At 45.9% G+C, this 15,932-nt stretch carries 14 protein-coding genes; 7 read left to right on the top strand and 7 right to left on the bottom strand.

The genetic code is table 11. From position 1 onward, the window contains the following. The first annotated feature begins 39 nt into the window (after positions 1–39). Positions 40–849 (top strand): prolipoprotein diacylglyceryl transferase, encoded by an 810-nt coding sequence (lgt, locus tag FXV75_RS12540; RefSeq protein WP_148835402.1) that lies wholly within the window; start codon positions 40–42, stop codon positions 847–849. Between the two features lie 61 nt (positions 850–910). On the opposite strand, the gene FXV75_RS12535 is transcribed toward lgt, so the two are convergent. After that, the gene (locus FXV75_RS12535; RefSeq protein WP_148833859.1) at positions 911–1,765 is read right to left on the bottom strand and encodes a thymidylate synthase; all 855 of its coding nucleotides are present in this window, start codon (positions 1,763–1,765) and stop codon (positions 911–913) included. A 121-nt stretch (positions 1,766–1,886) separates the two neighbouring features. Here FXV75_RS12535 and FXV75_RS12530 point away from each other — a divergent pair, with 121 nt between their 5' ends. Further along, a complete protein-coding gene (locus FXV75_RS12530) occupies positions 1,887–2,396 on the top strand; it encodes a dihydrofolate reductase (protein ID WP_148833858.1) in 510 nt (169 codons plus the stop codon). Positions 2,397–2,448: 52 nt separating this feature from the next. On the opposite strand, the gene FXV75_RS12525 is transcribed toward FXV75_RS12530, so the two are convergent. From FXV75_RS12525 to ilvD, 3 genes are all read right to left on the bottom strand, one after another. Continuing rightward, complete coding sequence (locus tag FXV75_RS12525) at positions 2,449–3,672, bottom strand: diguanylate cyclase (protein WP_148833856.1); 1,224 nt, start codon at positions 3,670–3,672, stop codon at positions 2,449–2,451. A gap of 28 nt (positions 3,673–3,700) precedes the next feature. Continuing rightward, the gene (locus tag FXV75_RS12520; protein WP_148833854.1) at positions 3,701–4,543 is read right to left on the bottom strand and encodes a 23S rRNA (adenine(2030)-N(6))-methyltransferase RlmJ; all 843 of its coding nucleotides are present in this window, start codon (positions 4,541–4,543) and stop codon (positions 3,701–3,703) included. Between the two features lie 87 nt (positions 4,544–4,630). After that, positions 4,631–6,475 (bottom strand): dihydroxy-acid dehydratase, encoded by a 1,845-nt coding sequence (gene ilvD / locus FXV75_RS12515; RefSeq protein ID WP_148833852.1) that lies wholly within the window; start codon positions 6,473–6,475, stop codon positions 4,631–4,633. A 167-nt stretch (positions 6,476–6,642) separates the two neighbouring features. Here ilvD and FXV75_RS12510 point away from each other — a divergent pair, with 167 nt between their 5' ends. Next, complete coding sequence (locus FXV75_RS12510) at positions 6,643–7,863, top strand: EAL and HDOD domain-containing protein (RefSeq protein ID WP_148833850.1); 1,221 nt, start codon at positions 6,643–6,645, stop codon at positions 7,861–7,863. Between the two features lie 592 nt (positions 7,864–8,455). Here FXV75_RS12510 and fdxA read toward each other — a convergent pair. Together fdxA and mutS are read right to left on the bottom strand one after the other, a co-directional pair. Continuing rightward, complete coding sequence (gene fdxA / locus FXV75_RS12505; RefSeq protein ID WP_148833847.1) at positions 8,456–8,779, bottom strand: ferredoxin FdxA; 324 nt, start codon at positions 8,777–8,779, stop codon at positions 8,456–8,458. 109 nt (positions 8,780–8,888) lie between these two features. Further along, on the bottom strand, positions 8,889–11,543 hold the full coding sequence (gene mutS / locus FXV75_RS12500; RefSeq protein ID WP_148833845.1) for a DNA mismatch repair protein MutS: 2,655 nt from the start codon (positions 11,541–11,543) through the stop codon (positions 8,889–8,891). A 79-nt stretch (positions 11,544–11,622) separates the two neighbouring features. Here mutS and FXV75_RS12495 point away from each other — a divergent pair, with 79 nt between their 5' ends. The 3 genes from FXV75_RS12495 (at position 11,623) to FXV75_RS12485 (ending at position 13,999) form a co-directional block, all read left to right on the top strand. Beyond that, entirely contained in the window at positions 11,623–12,123 is a 501-nt protein-coding gene (locus tag FXV75_RS12495) for a CinA family protein (protein WP_187424891.1), read from the top strand. An 88-nt stretch (positions 12,124–12,211) separates the two neighbouring features. Then, positions 12,212–13,288 carry a recombinase RecA gene (gene recA / locus FXV75_RS12490; protein WP_148833843.1) on the top strand — a complete coding sequence of 359 codons (1,077 nt, stop codon included), beginning with the start codon at positions 12,212–12,214 and terminating at the stop codon, positions 13,286–13,288. Between the two features lie 177 nt (positions 13,289–13,465). After that, complete coding sequence (locus tag FXV75_RS12485; protein WP_148833841.1) at positions 13,466–13,999, top strand: hypothetical protein; 534 nt, start codon at positions 13,466–13,468, stop codon at positions 13,997–13,999. Positions 14,000–14,027: 28 nt separating this feature from the next. Here the strand turns inward: FXV75_RS12485 and FXV75_RS12480 are convergent, their stop codons facing one another. After that, entirely contained in the window at positions 14,028–14,468 is a 441-nt protein-coding gene (locus tag FXV75_RS12480) for a regulatory protein RecX (protein WP_148833839.1), read from the bottom strand. Positions 14,469–14,663: 195 nt separating this feature from the next. Between FXV75_RS12480 and FXV75_RS12475 the strand changes: the two genes are divergently transcribed. Then, positions 14,664–15,917: a D-amino acid dehydrogenase gene (locus tag FXV75_RS12475; RefSeq protein ID WP_148833837.1), complete on the top strand. Its 1,254-nt coding sequence runs from the start codon at positions 14,664–14,666 to the stop codon at positions 15,915–15,917. The last annotated feature ends 15 nt before the right edge of the window (positions 15,918–15,932 follow it).

Below are 15,932 nucleotides of genomic sequence, written 5' to 3'. Positions count from 1 at the left end.
TATGTGGATTCATCGATTTTTGAGGCTAGCAACAACAGTATGATTTCTTATCCCAATATAGACCCTATTGCGATTTCAGTAGGGCCTATTGCTGTGCATTGGTACGGCATTATGTATTTGGTTGGGTTTGCTGGCGCGTATTTTTTGGGCATGTATCGCGCTAAGCGTTCCAATGGCCTATGGACGCCAGAGATGGTTGGTGATGTCATTTTTTACGGTGCGCTTGGTGTGATATTAGGTGGCCGTATTGGTTACATTTTGTTTTATCAATTCCCCGCGTTTGTGGATAACCCGCTGATCATGGTGCGTATTTGGGAGGGCGGTATGTCTTTCCATGGTGGTTTATTGGGTGTAATTGTAGCGATGTTCTTTTTCGCTCGTCGCTATAAGCAACACTTAGTCGATGTCACCGACTTTCTCGCCCCCTTTGTTCCCATCGGTTTAGGCGCTGGGCGTTTGGGTAACTTCATTGGCGGTGAACTTTGGGGGAAACCGACAGACGTGTCTTGGGCGATGATTTTCCCTGCGGATCCATTGCAGCTTGCCCGTCATCCTTCTCAGCTGTATCAATTTGCATTGGAAGGCGTGGCGTTGTTTTGCGTGTTGTGGTTTTTCTCGCAAAAATCGAAACCACGATACGGCGTCTCGGGTTTGTTTTTACTGTGCTACGGTACGTTTAGAATTCTCGTGGAGTTTGTAAGACAGCCCGATGCGCAAATTGGTTATCTGGCTTTTGGTTGGTTAACACAAGGCCAACTGCTGTCTTTGCCAATGGTGATTATGGGTGCTGGACTGATGGTCGCTGGGTTCAAGATGAAGGCCTTTCCAGGGATGAGCGCTTCAAAATAGCAAGAAACATAGAGTGAAGTTTAAAACCAGCCATACGGCTGGTTTTTTTGTTTTGAGTTAGCTATACGGAAAATGGGTAGGCGATAGGGTCGTGGAACTGATAGTTATCGACTTCGAAATCGTCCATAGTGACCCAAGTTTCTATGTCTTTGAGTGATTGGATCTTGGGGTTGATTTTCAGCGTTGGCAAAGAGTATGGCTCGCGTTTCAGTTGCACATCGCGCATCGGTTCTAACTGATCTTCATAGATATGGGCGTTGACGATTTTGTGGAAGGCTTTGCCCGGTTTTTTGCCGGTAATTTGCGCGACAATCGCGAGTAATACGTACACTTGCACCATGTTGAAGTTTAAACCTAGCGGCACGTCACAGCTGCGTTGAGTGCTGTTTAAATACAGCGTGTCACCCAACAGTGAAAAGTGATGGCTGTACATACAAGGGCGAAGGCAAGCCATGTGAAATGCGCCCGGGTGATAAAACGTCAGTATTTCCCCTCGATTATCCACACCACGACTCAAGTCGTCGATGATGTGTTTTAATAAATCAATGGTCCCACTGTTGTCTGCTTTTGGGAAGTGGCGGCCAATGGCTCCGTAACACAGTCCCATGTCGTCTTCGCCTTTGCGATAAGGGTTGTTCAGCCAGACGTCGTTTTGGTTGGCGTTAGCGTCCCATGTTCTGGTGCCAAAGGCTCGAAAATCCGCGGCGTTATCGTAGCCTCGCAGATAGCCGATGATTTCTGCAATGGCGGATTTGTAAAAACTTTTGCGTGTGGTCACCAAAGGGAATTCACCTTTGCCCACGTCGTAAGTCAGGTCAGCATTGATCACGGTTAAACAGCGTTTCCCCGTGCGTTCGTTTTCTACCCATATGCCTTCATCGACGATGCGCTGGCAAAGGTCTAAATATTGCTTCATAAAAGGGCCTTGAATGTCTAGGTCGTGGGCGATTCTTAGTCAATACAATTTAAGTCGCCATGGGTATAATAAATGGAATTCATTGTATCAGAACCAAAACACGATCAATAAGGTACTTTTTATGTTGTCACTCATTGTTGCTATGTCTACAAATCGAACCATTGGTATCAATAACGCTTTGCCTTGGCATTTGCCAAATGACTTGAAATATTTCAAACAAGCGACCATGGGTAAGCCGATTGTCATGGGGCGTAAAACCTTTGAATCCATAGGTAAGCCTTTACCAGGTCGTCGCAATATTGTGATCACTCGAGATGCGAATTATCAAGCCGACGGCATTGATGTTGTAACATCTCTTGAAGCGGCTATATCACTGGGTGAAGACATTTGTCTGGTGAATGGTCATGAGGAAGTGATGGTGATTGGCGGCGCACAAATTTATCAGTTGGCGCTTGAAAGAGCAGACCGTTTGTACATTACGCACGTCGATGCCGATGTAGAAGGTGATGCGTTTTTCCCAGTGGTGGATTGGCCATCGTTCACCTTAATAGGGGAAGAAGCATGTGCTGCCGAGGGTTCGAACCCATATGACTATCGTTTTTCTGTGTATCAGCGCAGCAGCGCGGCATAAAAGCATGCCGCGCTGAATGAAGCTCCCCCTAAAAAAGGGGCAGTTGTACACATTAATTGACTGTTAGCTGTTTGCAGCTTGCTTGACCATTTTCGACCGCTTGGTTTGCGCTGAGTGCCAATTCGTCAATGGTTTCGCCGTCTTCGGGGAACGCTGCGATGCCAATACAAAAGTCGACAGGATCCGAATTGCCTTCGAGCAATAAAGTCTTTTCTTCTTCGCTTGGGTGGATGATGTGATTAAGCAAGTTTTTAGCATCACGGACGCTGGTATTTGGTAGGAGCAATAGCAGTTTGTCCGACTCGACTCGCGCCAAGACATCGGCCTCACGTATTTTTTTGTAGACATAGCGCGCCGATGTTTGAATGGCAATATTGCGCGCCTCCATCGTGAGCTTGCTTAGGCGATCATTGGTATCAAGGTTGATTTTTGCCATGGTGAGTGGCGTGTACTGTCGCTTTGCCAAGCCGAGTTGCTTCTTGAAATGCGTCAATGCAGCGCCTCTGGTGAGTAAGCCTGTCAGCTCATCGAATGTCGCTTGGTTGCGTAAGTGTTCCTCGAGTGCTTTTTGATGGCTAATGTCCACAACAAAGCCAATGATCTTTTTAATACTACCGTCTGTGCCTTTGGTGTAGCTTCTGCCCCGCTCTTTTACCCACAGATAGTGCTTGTTACCGGTGAGAATACGGTATTCTACTTCATAATAATCCTGTTTAAGCGCCACATGTTCATTCACGACGGTCGCCAGTTTTTTGACGTCATCAGGGTGAACCAGAGCATGCCACTCGACGGTTGATCGCGGTGTATTGTCTGTTGAGCAATGGAGCAAAGTAGCGATGGATTTTGAACAAGACACCAAATCCGATTCTGTCTCCCAGATCCAAAGTCCAGCTGATGATTCGGTTAGTGCAAATTTGAGTAAGGTGTTTTCAGCCGCTGAAAGGTCCATGTGGTCGGTGTTGTATACACACGCCAAAACCGTTTCGCCCAAATGTTGCATTTCTAGCTGCATTGTCAGTAGCGTGTCTCCGACTCGAATGAGGCTTTCACAGCGTTCAATACTGCCATTTTTAATGTTGTCGTTCAGTGCTTGCCAGTCTTCTGGCGAAGACGCATCCTCACACAGGGACGTCCAATCTGCCGAAGGGATGGCGTTAAAGCTCTCAAATAATGTTTTAAAATTGAGGTTGTAGGACAGCAAAGTACCTGTGCTGCTTTCTATTATAAAAGCAGGCGTTGGCATGTGTTTAAACGCAGATTCAAAAGGCGTGTTCATGGGCGCGCTCCTTCTTCATAGTAGTGGGTTATTCTGGGGTGATCCAAGTGACTTGATAGTCAGAATCATCGTCTTCTGCCAGTAACCTGCTCAGCACTGGTAAGCATTCCTTAGCTTCTTTTTCGAGCGTCCAAGGTGGGTTCACAATGATCATGCCACTTCCCGCCATGCCACGCTCTTGCTCGGTATTTCGTATGCACAATTCGACCAGCAGCACATTGCGAATTTTGGTGGCTTTAATGCTTCGAATCAGGTCATTAGCTTGTTGGCGGTTTAATACCGGATACCAAACCGCATAGGTGCCCTGAGGAAAGCGTTTATGCCCCTCTTCTAATGCTTGAACCACGTATTGGTAATCTTTTTTTACTTCGTACGGGGGGTCCATTAAAACAAAGCCGCGTTTTTGTGGTGGTGGAAGCATGGCTTTAACCGCCGCGAAACCATCGCTTTTGACCACATTGGCTTTGCGTTTATTGGGAAAAAGTGCCGCCAGCGTTGGGTAATCGTTTGGATGCAATTCGCACAGGTGTAACTTGTCTTTTTGGCGGACATAGTAGTCAACAATTTTTGGGCTGCCAGGATACATAGTGAGGGAGTCAGTTGGGTTCATCTCTCGTACAATATCGAGCAGCTCTTCTATCGGTTCGGGTAAGTTTTTTTCTGTCAGTAGCCGTGCAATACCAGATTGGAACTCTTTGTTCTTTTGTGCTTGCTCAGAATTCAGCGAATATTGACCAATGCCAGCGTGAGTATCTAAATAGAAAAAGGGCGCGTCTTTTTTTATAAAATGACGGCATATTTGACTCATGGTCAAATGTTTTAAAATATCAGCGTGGTTGCCTGCATGATAAATATGGCGATAGCTGAGCATGATGTTTCCTGTCGGTAGTAGATCAGTAATAAATAAAAAAGCCGCGCCACCATAGTGGCAGAGCGGCCTTTTTAACAAGGTAGTAAATTACTCTATGCTGCTGATATCACGAACGGCGCCTTTGTCGGCACTGGTCGCAAAGTGTGCGTACACTTTGAGTGCTGGCGATACTTTACGTGGTCGGTATTCAACGGGTTTCCAAGCGTCTGCGCCTTTTGCGTTCATGGCATCGCGGCGTACTTGTAGCTCTTCATCGCTCAATAAAACATCAATGGTCCGATTTGGGATATCGATACGAATAATATCACCATTTTCTACTAGGCCAATGGCGCCGCCAGCGCCGGCTTCTGGTGAGACATGGCCAATAGAAAGCCCTGATGTACCACCAGAGAAACGACCATCGGTCAACAGCGCACAGGCTTTGCCTAATCCTTTTGATTTGATGTAAGACGTGGGGTACAGCATTTCCTGCATGCCTGGGCCGCCTTTTGGTCCTTCGTATCGAACGATGACAACGTCGCCTGCTTTTACCTTGTCTTCCAAGATGTTTTTTACGGCTTCGTCTTGAGACTCGGTAATGTGGGCAGGACCTTCAAAGACCAAGCAAGACTCATCGACACCGGCGCTTTTTACCACACAGCCATCGACAGAAATGTTGCCATACAATACCGCTAAGCCACCTTCTAATGAAAACGCATGTTCGATCGAGCGGAAACAGCCATCTTGACGGTCACCATCCAACGATGGCCAGCGAGTCGATTGACTGAATGCGGTTTGCGTTGGAATACCTGCTGGACCTGCTTTGTAAAATTCGATCACTTCTGGCGTTGGTGAACGCATGATGTCCCATGTTTCTAGGGCTTCTTCCATGGTTTTAGAATGCACCGTATGGCATTGGTTATGCAATAGTCCAGCACGATCCAGTTCGCCTAGCAGGCCAAAAATACCGCCGGCACGATGCACATCTTCTACATGATATTTCGGAGAGTTGGGCGCTACTTTACACAGCTGAGGGACTTTGCGCGACAAGCGGTCAATGTCTTCAAGCGTGAATTCAACCCCCGCTTCTATGGCAATGGCCAATAGATGCAAAATGGTGTTGGTCGAGCCGCCCATGGCGATGTCTAACGTCATGGCATTTTCAAAGGCTTCAAAACTGGCGATGGAACGTGGTGCCCAGTTTGCTTCGTCATTTTCATAGAAGCGTTTTGTAATATCCACAATCCGACGACCGGCTTCGAGGAAAAGCTGACGGCGGTCAGAATGCGTGGCTAAAGTCGTGCCATTACCTGGCAAACTTAAGCCAAGGGCTTCGGTTAAGCAGTTCATCGAGTTAGCAGTGAACATACCAGAACAAGATCCACAGGTGGGACAAGCAGAACGTTCATATTCGGCGACTTTCTCGTCAGACGCCGTTGGATCCGCAGCAATGACCATGGCATCTACTAGGTCTAGTTTGTTTTCAGACAGCTTTGTTTTGCCGGCTTCCATTGGTCCGCCGGACACAAAAATAACTGGAATGTTCAGGCGCATAGCCGCCATTAACATACCAGGGGTAATTTTGTCACAGTTAGAAATACAGACCAAAGCGTCAGCACAATGGGCGTTGACCATGTATTCAACCGAATCGGCAATCAAATCACGTGAGGGGAGGCTGTACAGCATGCCGTCGTGACCCATTGCAATACCATCATCGACAGCGATGGTATTGAATTCTTTTGCGACGCCGCCGGCTTTTTCAATTTCACGTGCGACCAGTTGCCCCATGTCTTTTAAATGCACGTGGCCAGGTACAAATTGCGTGAAAGAATTCGCCACTGCAATGATGGGCTTTTGGAAATCTTCGTCTTTCATCCCGGTGGCGCGCCATAAAGCACGAGCTCCGGCCATATTGCGGCCTGAGGTGGTTGTTTTAGAACGGTATATTGGCATTGTTTTCCCCACAGATTGTTACTTTATATTTTTTGCAGTCTGTTTTTCATTTTGCATAATACTGCATGTTACCAAGTTTATTGCCTATGCCCAATGGCAATTTTTAGGCAATAGGGTGACACTGTGTATAATCGATGACGATACTTTGAATTTAAACGGAAACGACGATGGCTAACAATATTTTATCAGCCCATTCTGACGTTACTTTAGCGCGTCAGCCCATTATAGACAGCCGACTTTGTGTGATTGGTTATGAGCTTCTTTACCGTAAAAACACGGTTGCTGCCCATGCTGATGTGACCGACGATGTGGGAGCTACGGCTCAAGTGATCGCTGCCAGCTTGTTTGAACTTGGTATGGAAAACTTAGTTGGTACCAACAAGGCGTTTATTAATTATCCGCGCTCCTATCTTCTGAGTGTGAGTGGCATGCCGATTGATAAGGTCAATACGGTGGTCGAGGTGCAAGAGAATGCAGGGTATGATGCGATCCTATTGTCCTCATTGCGACGTTGGGAAAAAGAAGGTTGCTGTATCGCATTAGATGACTTTACCTTCGAAACCAAGTTGAAGCCTTTTGCGGAGCTGGCAACCTACATCAAATTGGATCTTTTAAAACTTGGTCAAGATGGTTTTAAGGCGCAAGTAGAAGCGCTTAAAGACGTTGATGTGAGTATTATTGCTGGAAAGGTGGAGACATGGGAGGACTACCAATTTTGCCACTTGCTTGGAGTGGCATATTTTCAAGGGTATTTTTTTGAAAAGCCTGAGCTTGTCACCAGTCGATCTTCCAAAGTAGACAGCATGACATTGCTGCAATTAATGTCTTCATTGCTCAATACCTCTACGTTGAGTGTGGATGAATTGGAACGCATCGTCAGCCAAGACGCAGGGCTGGTTCATAAGTTATTGCGTTATTTGAATTCGCCTTTGACAGGCTTGGTTGCGTCGGTTGACTCTGTTCGCTTGGCGATCACTTTAATAGGCGTAGAGCAACTTAAGTCGCTAACCAATTTGCTATTAATGTCTGAAATGGTAGGTGATAGGCATGTGTTGCTAGAGCAAATTATGGTGCGTGCAAAACACGCAGAACTTTTTGCCGAGCGTCGAGGCTACAATAATCAAGATAAATATTTCTTGGCTGGCATGTTATCGATGATCGATGTTTGCACAGGGATGAAGTTGGACGAAGTGCTCGGTGAGTTGCCTTTACCGGGTGAATTTATTCATGCCATTATACACAGATCCGGTAGAGTCGGTGACGCACTGGACTTAGTGGAATCCTATGGTAATGGCCATACAGTGAGGAACTCACAAGATTTGGACGACTTGAAAAAAACCTATGTAGAAGCGATTAAATGGGCGAATGAGTTTGTTGTTACCGTATAATTTTGCATCGGTGTTTTTTTGTAATATTTTGTCATTTTTTGTAGTCTTTTTCTGACATCCTTGTAGGTGTTTTCTGTTTGTTTTGTGCGAAAATCAAGGCTGTTGCGTTGATTTTTTATTATCTATTTGATCTATAAGTGTTTTATTTTTTATCCTGTTCTTTTTTGATTTTTCTTGTTGATTGATTAAGTTGTTGAGACGCTTATACTTGCGACTATTCAAACGATCTTCAGGACGAAGAGCACAGGTTGTGCTGTAAAAAAGCAAATGATGGCACCAAGGACTGAACCAATAGGTTTATGAGTAACGGAAAGCTCAACGGACATTCGGTCAATTATGGAAAAGACTTATGAAACAGGACTCGTTTGACAGTTTCATGAAGAAACGAACACAGATGTTTTACTTATTGGATGAGTCGTTCGAATGGAAGCGAGCAAGAAGTAGGGTAGCCATAGGCTACCCTTTTTTTTTGCGTTTTATGGCTTCGTTTTTGATCACGTAATACGAATTTTGGGGGTGACGGGGTATATGCCATAAAAAAGCGACTGAGAGTCGCTTTTAAGTAACCTGTAGACCGCTGATTTGATAGTGATTAACGCTCTAAATGCTCTAGCTTGTCTTCCACGCCATCCCACTGAGCTGCGTCTGGTAGGGCGTCTTTTTTCTCTGCAATGTTAGGCCATATCATCGACAAATCACGGTTCAACTCTACAAAGACTTCTTGGTCTTCTGGCAATTCGTCTTCAGAAAATATCGCATTGGCTGGGCATTCTGGTTCACACAAGGCGCAATCGATGCATTCATCAGGGTTGATGGCTAAGAAGTTTGGACCTTCATAAAAGCAGTCAACAGGACAGACTTCAACACAGTCAGTGTATTTGCAGCGAATGCAGTTATCAGTAACGATGAAAGCCATTCGACTTCTCCCTATAAAAGTATAAAAATGATTGCGCGCTATTTTAGAGGCATAGGCCAATTGGCGGCAAGTCACAATCAACAAAATTCTACATTTATCTGCTATTAGCTTATGCCAACGGCAGCTGAGATTTTAAACGATACAAAGCAGTGATCGCGTCTAGCGGCGTCATATTATCAATATCGAGGGCGTTAAGTGCATCCTGTAACGCGGTCTGCTCTGCTTGTGCAAACATGTCGACCTGCTGAGGTTGATACGCGTTAGAGGTTTCTTTTATTTTACGCCCTTTGGTTTCTTTACGGACTACCTTAATGGCACCCTGGTGCTCACTTTGGTCTGGTTCGATGCCTGTGATGACCTCCAATTCTTTTAGCTTTAACTTAGCGTGTCCGATGACGTCACGAGGAACACCAGCGAGTTGGGCCACTTGTAAGCCATACGATTGGCTGGCAGGTCCTTCGTGAACTTTGTGTAAAAAGACGATGTCATCCTCGTATTCGGTGGCGGTGAGGTGAACGTTCGCTGCGTTGTCTAATTGGTCTGCGAGTGTGGTCAGTTCAAAATAATGGGTGGCGAACAACACATAGCATTTTAACCGGTTTGCCAAATAATCGACGGCCGCCCATGCCAGTGACAAGCCATCGAAGGTGCTGGTGCCGCGTCCAACTTCGTCCATCAGCACTAAGCTATCTTTACTGGCGTTGTTTAATATATTAGCCGTTTCGGTCATCTCGACCATAAAGGTGGAGCGACCTCCAGCCAAATCATCCGATGAGCCCATCCGCGTGAAAATACGATCGACTACCGAGATCGATGCCGATTCCGCAGGCACAAAGCAACCCGTGTGTGCGAGCAGCGTAATCAAGGCAATTTGACGCATATACGTCGATTTACCGCCCATGTTTGGGCCGGTAATCATCAACAAAGAGCGCTTGCTATGAAGCTCAAGATCGTTGGGCACGAACGGTTCTGAAATGACCGACTCCACGACGGGGTGACGACCCCCAGTAATGTTGACACCGCCACGGTTGTGTAATTCTGGACAGCAAAAACGCAGTGACGAAGAGCGCTCAGCAAAGGTGTTTAATACATCCAGTTGCGCCAACGCTTGGCTGGTGGTTTGTAATTCACCAAGAATGACGTTGAGCTGATCGAGCAGTCTTTCGTACAGCGCTTTTTCACGGGCGAGGGATTTGGATTTTGCGCTCAAGGCTTTGTCTTCAAAAGCTTTTAGCTCTGGCGTAATAAAGCGTTCGGCGTTTTTCAGCGTTTGGCGACGTACGTATTCTACTGGCGCTTGGTCAGAATGTAAGCGGCTGATTTCAATGTAATAACCATGTACACGATTAAAACCGACTTTTAGTGAGCTGATGCCGGTGCGTTCTTTTTCACTGCGTTCCATTTCCGCTAAGAAATCCGTGGCATTGGTCGACAGAGCTAATAATTCGTCTAATTCAGCGTCGTAACCTTTGGCAAAAATACCCCCGTCACGCACCACCGACGGGGGATTTTCGACTAACGCGAGCGCCAGAGTAGCCGCTGTGTCGGGTTGAGCCAAAATGCGCTGATTGAGTTCTGCTAGGCGTGGTGCGCTTGTATTATCGAGTAAAGCGTTGATTTCTGGAACCGCTTCTAAAGCAAAACGGAGACGCAGTAGATCGCGTGGACGCGCAGAACGGAGGGCGATACGCGACAAAATACGTTCCAAATCGCCTACTTTTTTTAAAGGCGTTTCGAAGCGGTTGTAAGTCTGTGTACTTTTCAGTTCGCTGACGACTTGCTGGCGCGATTGAATTTCGTGTAAATCGCGAATGGGTGTGTGCAACCAGCGTTTTAATAAGCGGCTGCCCATTGGTGTGGCGCCGGTATCAAGCACTTCGATTAGAGTGTTACTAGTGCCACCGGTAAGGTTGACATCAATTTCTAGGTTACGACGTGTCGCCCCATCGATTAGAACCGAGTCGTCTTTGTGCTCGACCATAATGGATTGAATGTGCGGTAACGCCGATCGTTGAGTGTCTTTAGCGTATTGCAGTAATGCGCCCGCTGAAGCGATGGCAGCGGTAAGTGCTTCGCAACCAAAACCGGATAAGTCTTTGGTGTTAAATTGTTGAATCAATTGGCGATAACTGGATTCGTAGTCAAAATGCCAAGGGCCCAGTTCAGAGACGCCTTTTTCGAGTTTTAATACGCGGCGTGCGGGAAAGTCTTCAGACACCAGGATTTCTCTGGGAGACAAACGCTGTAATTCACTGGCGAGCGCCTCGTGGCCATCGACTTCAAATAAACAAAAGCGCCCGCTGGCCATGTCTAAATAGGAAAAGCCAAACACATCAAGGCCTTTACGCGTTTGATGGGCCAGTGACAGCAAGAGGTTTTCACGTTTTTCCTCTAAAAAAGCCTCGTCACTCAACGTTCCTGGGGTAACAATGCGCGCGATTTGTCGATCTACTGGGCCTTTACTGGTAGCAGGGTCACCGGTTTGCTCAGCCACTACAACGGACTCGCCCATTCGAACTAAGCGAGCGATGTAGTTTTCTGCAGCATGAAAGGGAATGCCCGCCATCGGAATGGGCAATCCACCGGAATGTCCGCGCGCGGTCAGTGTGATGTCGAGGAGTTTGGCGGCGCGTTTTGCATCGTCGTAAAACAGCTCATAGAAATCGCCCATACGATAAAATAACAATTGGTTTGGATGCTCTGACTTAAGGCCGAAATATTGGCGCATCATGGGTGTGTGATTGTCTACGGGTGTTTTACTCATCTGGAAAAGCTCGATTGTGATCTAAAAAGTAGGCGAGTATTCTACGGGATATTTTCTTAGGAATTAAGGGATAAACGTAATGATTCAAATGCAAAAAATGACACAAACCGCCGAACGCGTTGGCAAAGCATTACAGTCAAAAAAGCTGATGTTGACGACAGCGGAGTCGTGTACTGGTGGATTAATTGGCGCGGTATGCACAGAAGTGTCAGGCAGCTCGGACTGGTTTTTTGGCGGGATGATTAGCTATGCCAACGACGCAAAAATACAAGGTTTGTCGGTTAATGCGGAAACGTTGTCATCTTTCGGTGCCGTATCTGAGCAAACCGTTAAGGAAATGTGTACCGGTGCGCTGGCGTTAGGTGGCGATATTTCGGTGGCGGTGAGTGGCGTGGCTGGGCCAAATGGCGGTTCGGTGGATAAGCCCGTTGGTTGTGTGTATATCGGTTGGCAGCGTCGAGGGCGCGAAGCCCAAGCCATTCGTTTTCAATTTATGGGTGACCGACAAGCCGTAAGAGAAGCAACTGTTTTAGCCGCGTTAAATGGCGTCGAAAAGTTACTCGTACAGGCTGAAAAATAATACTGTTTTTATATACAGTATTTCTTGAGATTCGCAAAAAAAAACGCTAGAGTTAGCCTAACGAAAATGAAAAATTAAGGATTCCACTATGTCATCTGTTGCAGACAACAAGAAAAAAGCGCTGGACGCAGCGCTGTCTCAAATTGAGCGTCAATTTGGTAAAGGTGCCATCATGAAAATGGGCGAAGGCGCTAAGCTTGACATTGATACCGTATCGACTGGCTCTTTGGGCTTGGACATTGCATTAGGAGCTGGTGGTCTTCCTTATGGACGTATTTGTGAAATTTACGGGCCAGAGTCTTCTGGTAAAACCACACTGACATTGAGTGTGATTGCCGAGGCTCAAAAACAAGGTAAAACGTGTGCCTTTATTGATGCTGAGCACGCGCTTGATCCGTCTTATGCCGAAAAGCTTGGTGTAAATATTGAAGACTTGTTGATTTCTCAGCCTGATACGGGTGAACAAGCATTGGAAATCGTTGATATGCTGGTGCGTTCCAACAGCGTTGACGTGATTATTATTGACTCGGTTGCGGCCTTGGTGCCTAAATCTGAGATTGAAGGCGAAATGGGCAGTTCTTCTGTTGGGGTGCAAGCACGCTTACTCTCTCAAGCAATGCGTAAATTGACGGGCTCTATTAAAAATGCGAACTGCTTGGTGATCTTTATTAACCAAATTCGTATGAAAATCGGCGTGATGTTCGGCTCTCCAGAAACTACAACAGGTGGTAATGCACTGAAGTTTTATTCTTCTGTCCGTTTAGATATTCGCCGTATTGGTTCGGTCAAACAGGGCGATGAAGTGATTGGTAACGAAACACGCGTTAAAGTAGTTAAAAACAAAATTGCACCTCCATTTAAGCAAACAGAGTTTCAAATTATGTACGGTGCAGGTATTTACCGTATGGGCGAAATTATCGACTTAGGCGTGAAGCAAGGGTTTGTCGATAAAGCCGGTGCATGGTATGCCTACGGGGGCAGTAAAATTGGTCAAGGTAAAGCTAACGCGGCGCAATATTTGTCAGATAATCCAGACATTGCAAACGAGATAGAAGCCAAAATTCGTGAAGACTTATTACCTAAAAAGACCAAGGCAGAGCCTAAACTAGGTGCTAATGCGAAAGAAGCAAAAGACGCAGAAGCTGAGGAATCTCTTGATTTTTAGTCAATAGACCGTTCACAGAATGAAAATTAAAAGCAGGCTAAATCAATAGCCTGCTTTTTTTGTTTTCACAACATGAAGAAAAGTAGAGTTTCTGAAGATTTGAGCCACAATGTTTCTATCCTTGTGTGTTGATATAAGAATTTCTCATATTTATTAATGGGATTGGGTGGAATTAGTATGTTGAATTGGTATTGGGCGCTTATTGCATTTGCAGTATTTTCATTTGGTTTGTTTGCATTGGCTTTATGGCGCTTTGTGTTTTTGACTAGAGCGTCTGGTGTGTTGTTGAAAAAAATCGATAGCCTTGAAGGTTCTGAAGGGTTAGATGCTTTGTTGAAGCCAATGCAGAATCAATCCCTTGTCATTGAGTTGGAGTGCCAGGCAGAACGGTTGCAAGGTGAGGAATATGATGAGGTTGCATTGAATGAAACTCTTACTGTTCTTAGGTCTGAACAGATAGCGTTGTTAAAAGAAGCAAGGCAATTGGCTGCCTTAAACGCTGAATGGCGTGACCACGTAACAAGCCTTAAACAATTAGCGGCTGATTATCGGAAGACGGTACGACAATGGGAATCTCTTGTTCATCGCGGTGCTGATACAAAGCAACCGCCAGCTCACGAGCCTATTTTGTTGGAGCGACTTGAGCAAATCCGACAAGACATCAAACAAGAGGTTAACGAGTTAACGCTCAAATTACGCGACCGAACTTGAGTGATGTGTTAATCGATGCCTATTCTGCCTACGATACGGCGTATTTAATTTGCTCAAAGTCGAACCCTCGGTATTGAAGATAGCGGAACTGTTTGACTTTTTCTTTGTAGTCGGTCTCGATTTCCTCCCCAAAGCGCCTTTCTTTTAATTGCTTGGCCAATTCAAACCAATCTACATCGGCTTCTTCGATGGCATGTTTAGCGATGTCGCTGTTAATGCCTTTTTGACCCAATTCTTGCATGATGCGAATTACTCCCAGTGGTTTACTGATTCGGCTGCGGACGAAAATGTCAGCAAAGCGCTGATCGTTTAAATAGTTCATGTCTTGCAGTCGTTCGAGAGTCTTTGCGATGTCCTCTTCGGGGTAGCCCTTATTTTTTAACTTGGTGGCCAGTTCTTTGGTGCCGTGCTCTCGATAGCTTAAAAACGACAAGGCGTGGTCAAATACTGAAATAGGAGTGCCTTTCATGACTGCGTCTCTGACTAGTGTAAATGTCTGTCTATTCTAGCAGGGCGATCAGTCATTTTCTTTATATTCTAAACTCACTTTAAAAATCATTATAATTAGTTTTATCATCTAATATATTTGAGCAAATAAGGCGATAAAACTGTATATCTTGTGTGATGATAGGCGATATGACTTAGTTTTTATCTGGGGTGTTTTATGCGTGTTTGCGTTCTTGGTGCGGGTGTTGTTGGTTTAACGTCGGCGTATTATTTGGCGAAAAAGGGCTTTGATGTGACGGTAATGGACCGTCAGGATGGGGTGGCTTTGGAAACCAGTTTTGCAAACGCGGGTCAAATTTCACCTGGCTATTCTGCTCCGTGGGCCGCGCCAGGCATTCCATTTAAAGCGGTAAAATGGTTAATGCAAAAGCATGCCCCATTGAAAATTAGTGCCGATCCAGAGCTCAAAAAATTGGCATGGATGAGCAAAATGCTCGCTAACTGCACAGAAAAAGCCTACGACGTGAACAAGTCACGCATGGTCGCGTTGGCGGAATACAGCCGCGACCAATTTATTGCGATGCGTAAAGAAATCGGCATCCAATACGATGACGGTCAAGGCGGCCTGACTCAGTTGTTTCGTAAGGACGAGCAGGTTGAAGCGTCTGAAAAAGACATTAAAGTATTAAAAGCCTTGGGTGTTCCTCATCAAGTATTATCACCGGCACAAATTTTAGAGGTTGAGCCTGGCCTTGCGCCAGTAATTGATCAATTTAAAGGTGGGCTGCGTTTAACCGGTGATGAAACAGGCGATTGCTTTATCTTTTGCGAAGAACTGAAAAAGCACTGTGATGCGTTAGGTGTAAAGTTCCAGTTTGGTTTGTCCGTTGATCGTCTTGTGGTTGAAGGCGGAAAAATTCGCGCAGTGAAGACTAATCAAGAGGATTTTGAGTTTGATCATGTGTTGGTGTCCATGGGCAGCTACTCAAAAGAACTGCTTAAGACCATCGATATTGCAATTCCAGTGTACCCGGTAAAAGGTTATTCATTGACCGTGCCCATTACCAATGCCCAATACGCACCGGTATCGACGGTGATGGATGAAACTTATAAAGTGGCCGTTACGCGATTAGGCAATCGTATTCGCGCAGCGGGCACAGCCGAGTTGAATGGTTACAATCTAACTTTGCCAAAAAATCGTACCGAGACGATTACGCACGTCGTGAAGAGCTTGTTTAATCAAGGTTGTGATTTGTCGGAAGCGGATTATTGGACAGGCCTTCGTCCGATGACGCCCGATGGTACGCCTGTCGTTGGTCGCACTGGTATTGATGGCTTGTATTTAAACACAGGCCACGGAACCTTAGGTTGGACTATGAGTTGCGGCTCTGCGGCGGTCATTGCTGATATTATGTCAGGCGATCAAACAGACATTGAAACGAAAGATTTTTCTGTTCAGCGCTACCGTTAATCAGCATTATTTGAG

The sequence above is a fragment of the Marinomonas sp. IMCC 4694 genome, from assembly GCF_008122525.1.
Classification (GTDB): Bacteria; Pseudomonadota; Gammaproteobacteria; order Pseudomonadales; family Marinomonadaceae; genus Marinomonas.
This window is presented reverse-complemented; position numbering and strand designations above follow the sequence as displayed.

Excerpts from the sequence above, each read along its gene's own strand:
- lgt (WP_148835402.1), top strand. The coding sequence starts at position 40 with ATGATTTCTTATCCCAATATAGACCCTATTGCGATTTCAGTAGGGCCT.
- FXV75_RS12535 (WP_148833859.1), bottom strand. The coding sequence starts at position 1,765 with ATGAAGCAATATTTAGACCTTTGCCAGCGCATCGTCGATGAAGGCATA.
- FXV75_RS12530 (WP_148833858.1), top strand. The coding sequence starts at position 1,887 with ATGTTGTCACTCATTGTTGCTATGTCTACAAATCGAACCATTGGTATC.
- FXV75_RS12525 (WP_148833856.1), bottom strand. The coding sequence starts at position 3,672 with ATGAACACGCCTTTTGAATCTGCGTTTAAACACATGCCAACGCCTGCT.
- FXV75_RS12520 (WP_148833854.1), bottom strand. The coding sequence starts at position 4,543 with ATGCTCAGCTATCGCCATATTTATCATGCAGGCAACCACGCTGATATT.
- ilvD (WP_148833852.1), bottom strand. The coding sequence starts at position 6,475 with ATGCCAATATACCGTTCTAAAACAACCACCTCAGGCCGCAATATGGCC.
- FXV75_RS12510 (WP_148833850.1), top strand. The coding sequence starts at position 6,643 with ATGGCTAACAATATTTTATCAGCCCATTCTGACGTTACTTTAGCGCGT.
- fdxA (WP_148833847.1), bottom strand. The coding sequence starts at position 8,779 with ATGGCTTTCATCGTTACTGATAACTGCATTCGCTGCAAATACACTGAC.
- mutS (WP_148833845.1), bottom strand. The coding sequence starts at position 11,543 with ATGAGTAAAACACCCGTAGACAATCACACACCCATGATGCGCCAATAT.
- FXV75_RS12495 (WP_187424891.1), top strand. The coding sequence starts at position 11,623 with ATGATTCAAATGCAAAAAATGACACAAACCGCCGAACGCGTTGGCAAA.
- recA (WP_148833843.1), top strand. The coding sequence starts at position 12,212 with ATGTCATCTGTTGCAGACAACAAGAAAAAAGCGCTGGACGCAGCGCTG.
- FXV75_RS12485 (WP_148833841.1), top strand. The coding sequence starts at position 13,466 with ATGTTGAATTGGTATTGGGCGCTTATTGCATTTGCAGTATTTTCATTT.
- FXV75_RS12480 (WP_148833839.1), bottom strand. The coding sequence starts at position 14,468 with ATGAAAGGCACTCCTATTTCAGTATTTGACCACGCCTTGTCGTTTTTA.
- FXV75_RS12475 (WP_148833837.1), top strand. The coding sequence starts at position 14,664 with ATGCGTGTTTGCGTTCTTGGTGCGGGTGTTGTTGGTTTAACGTCGGCG.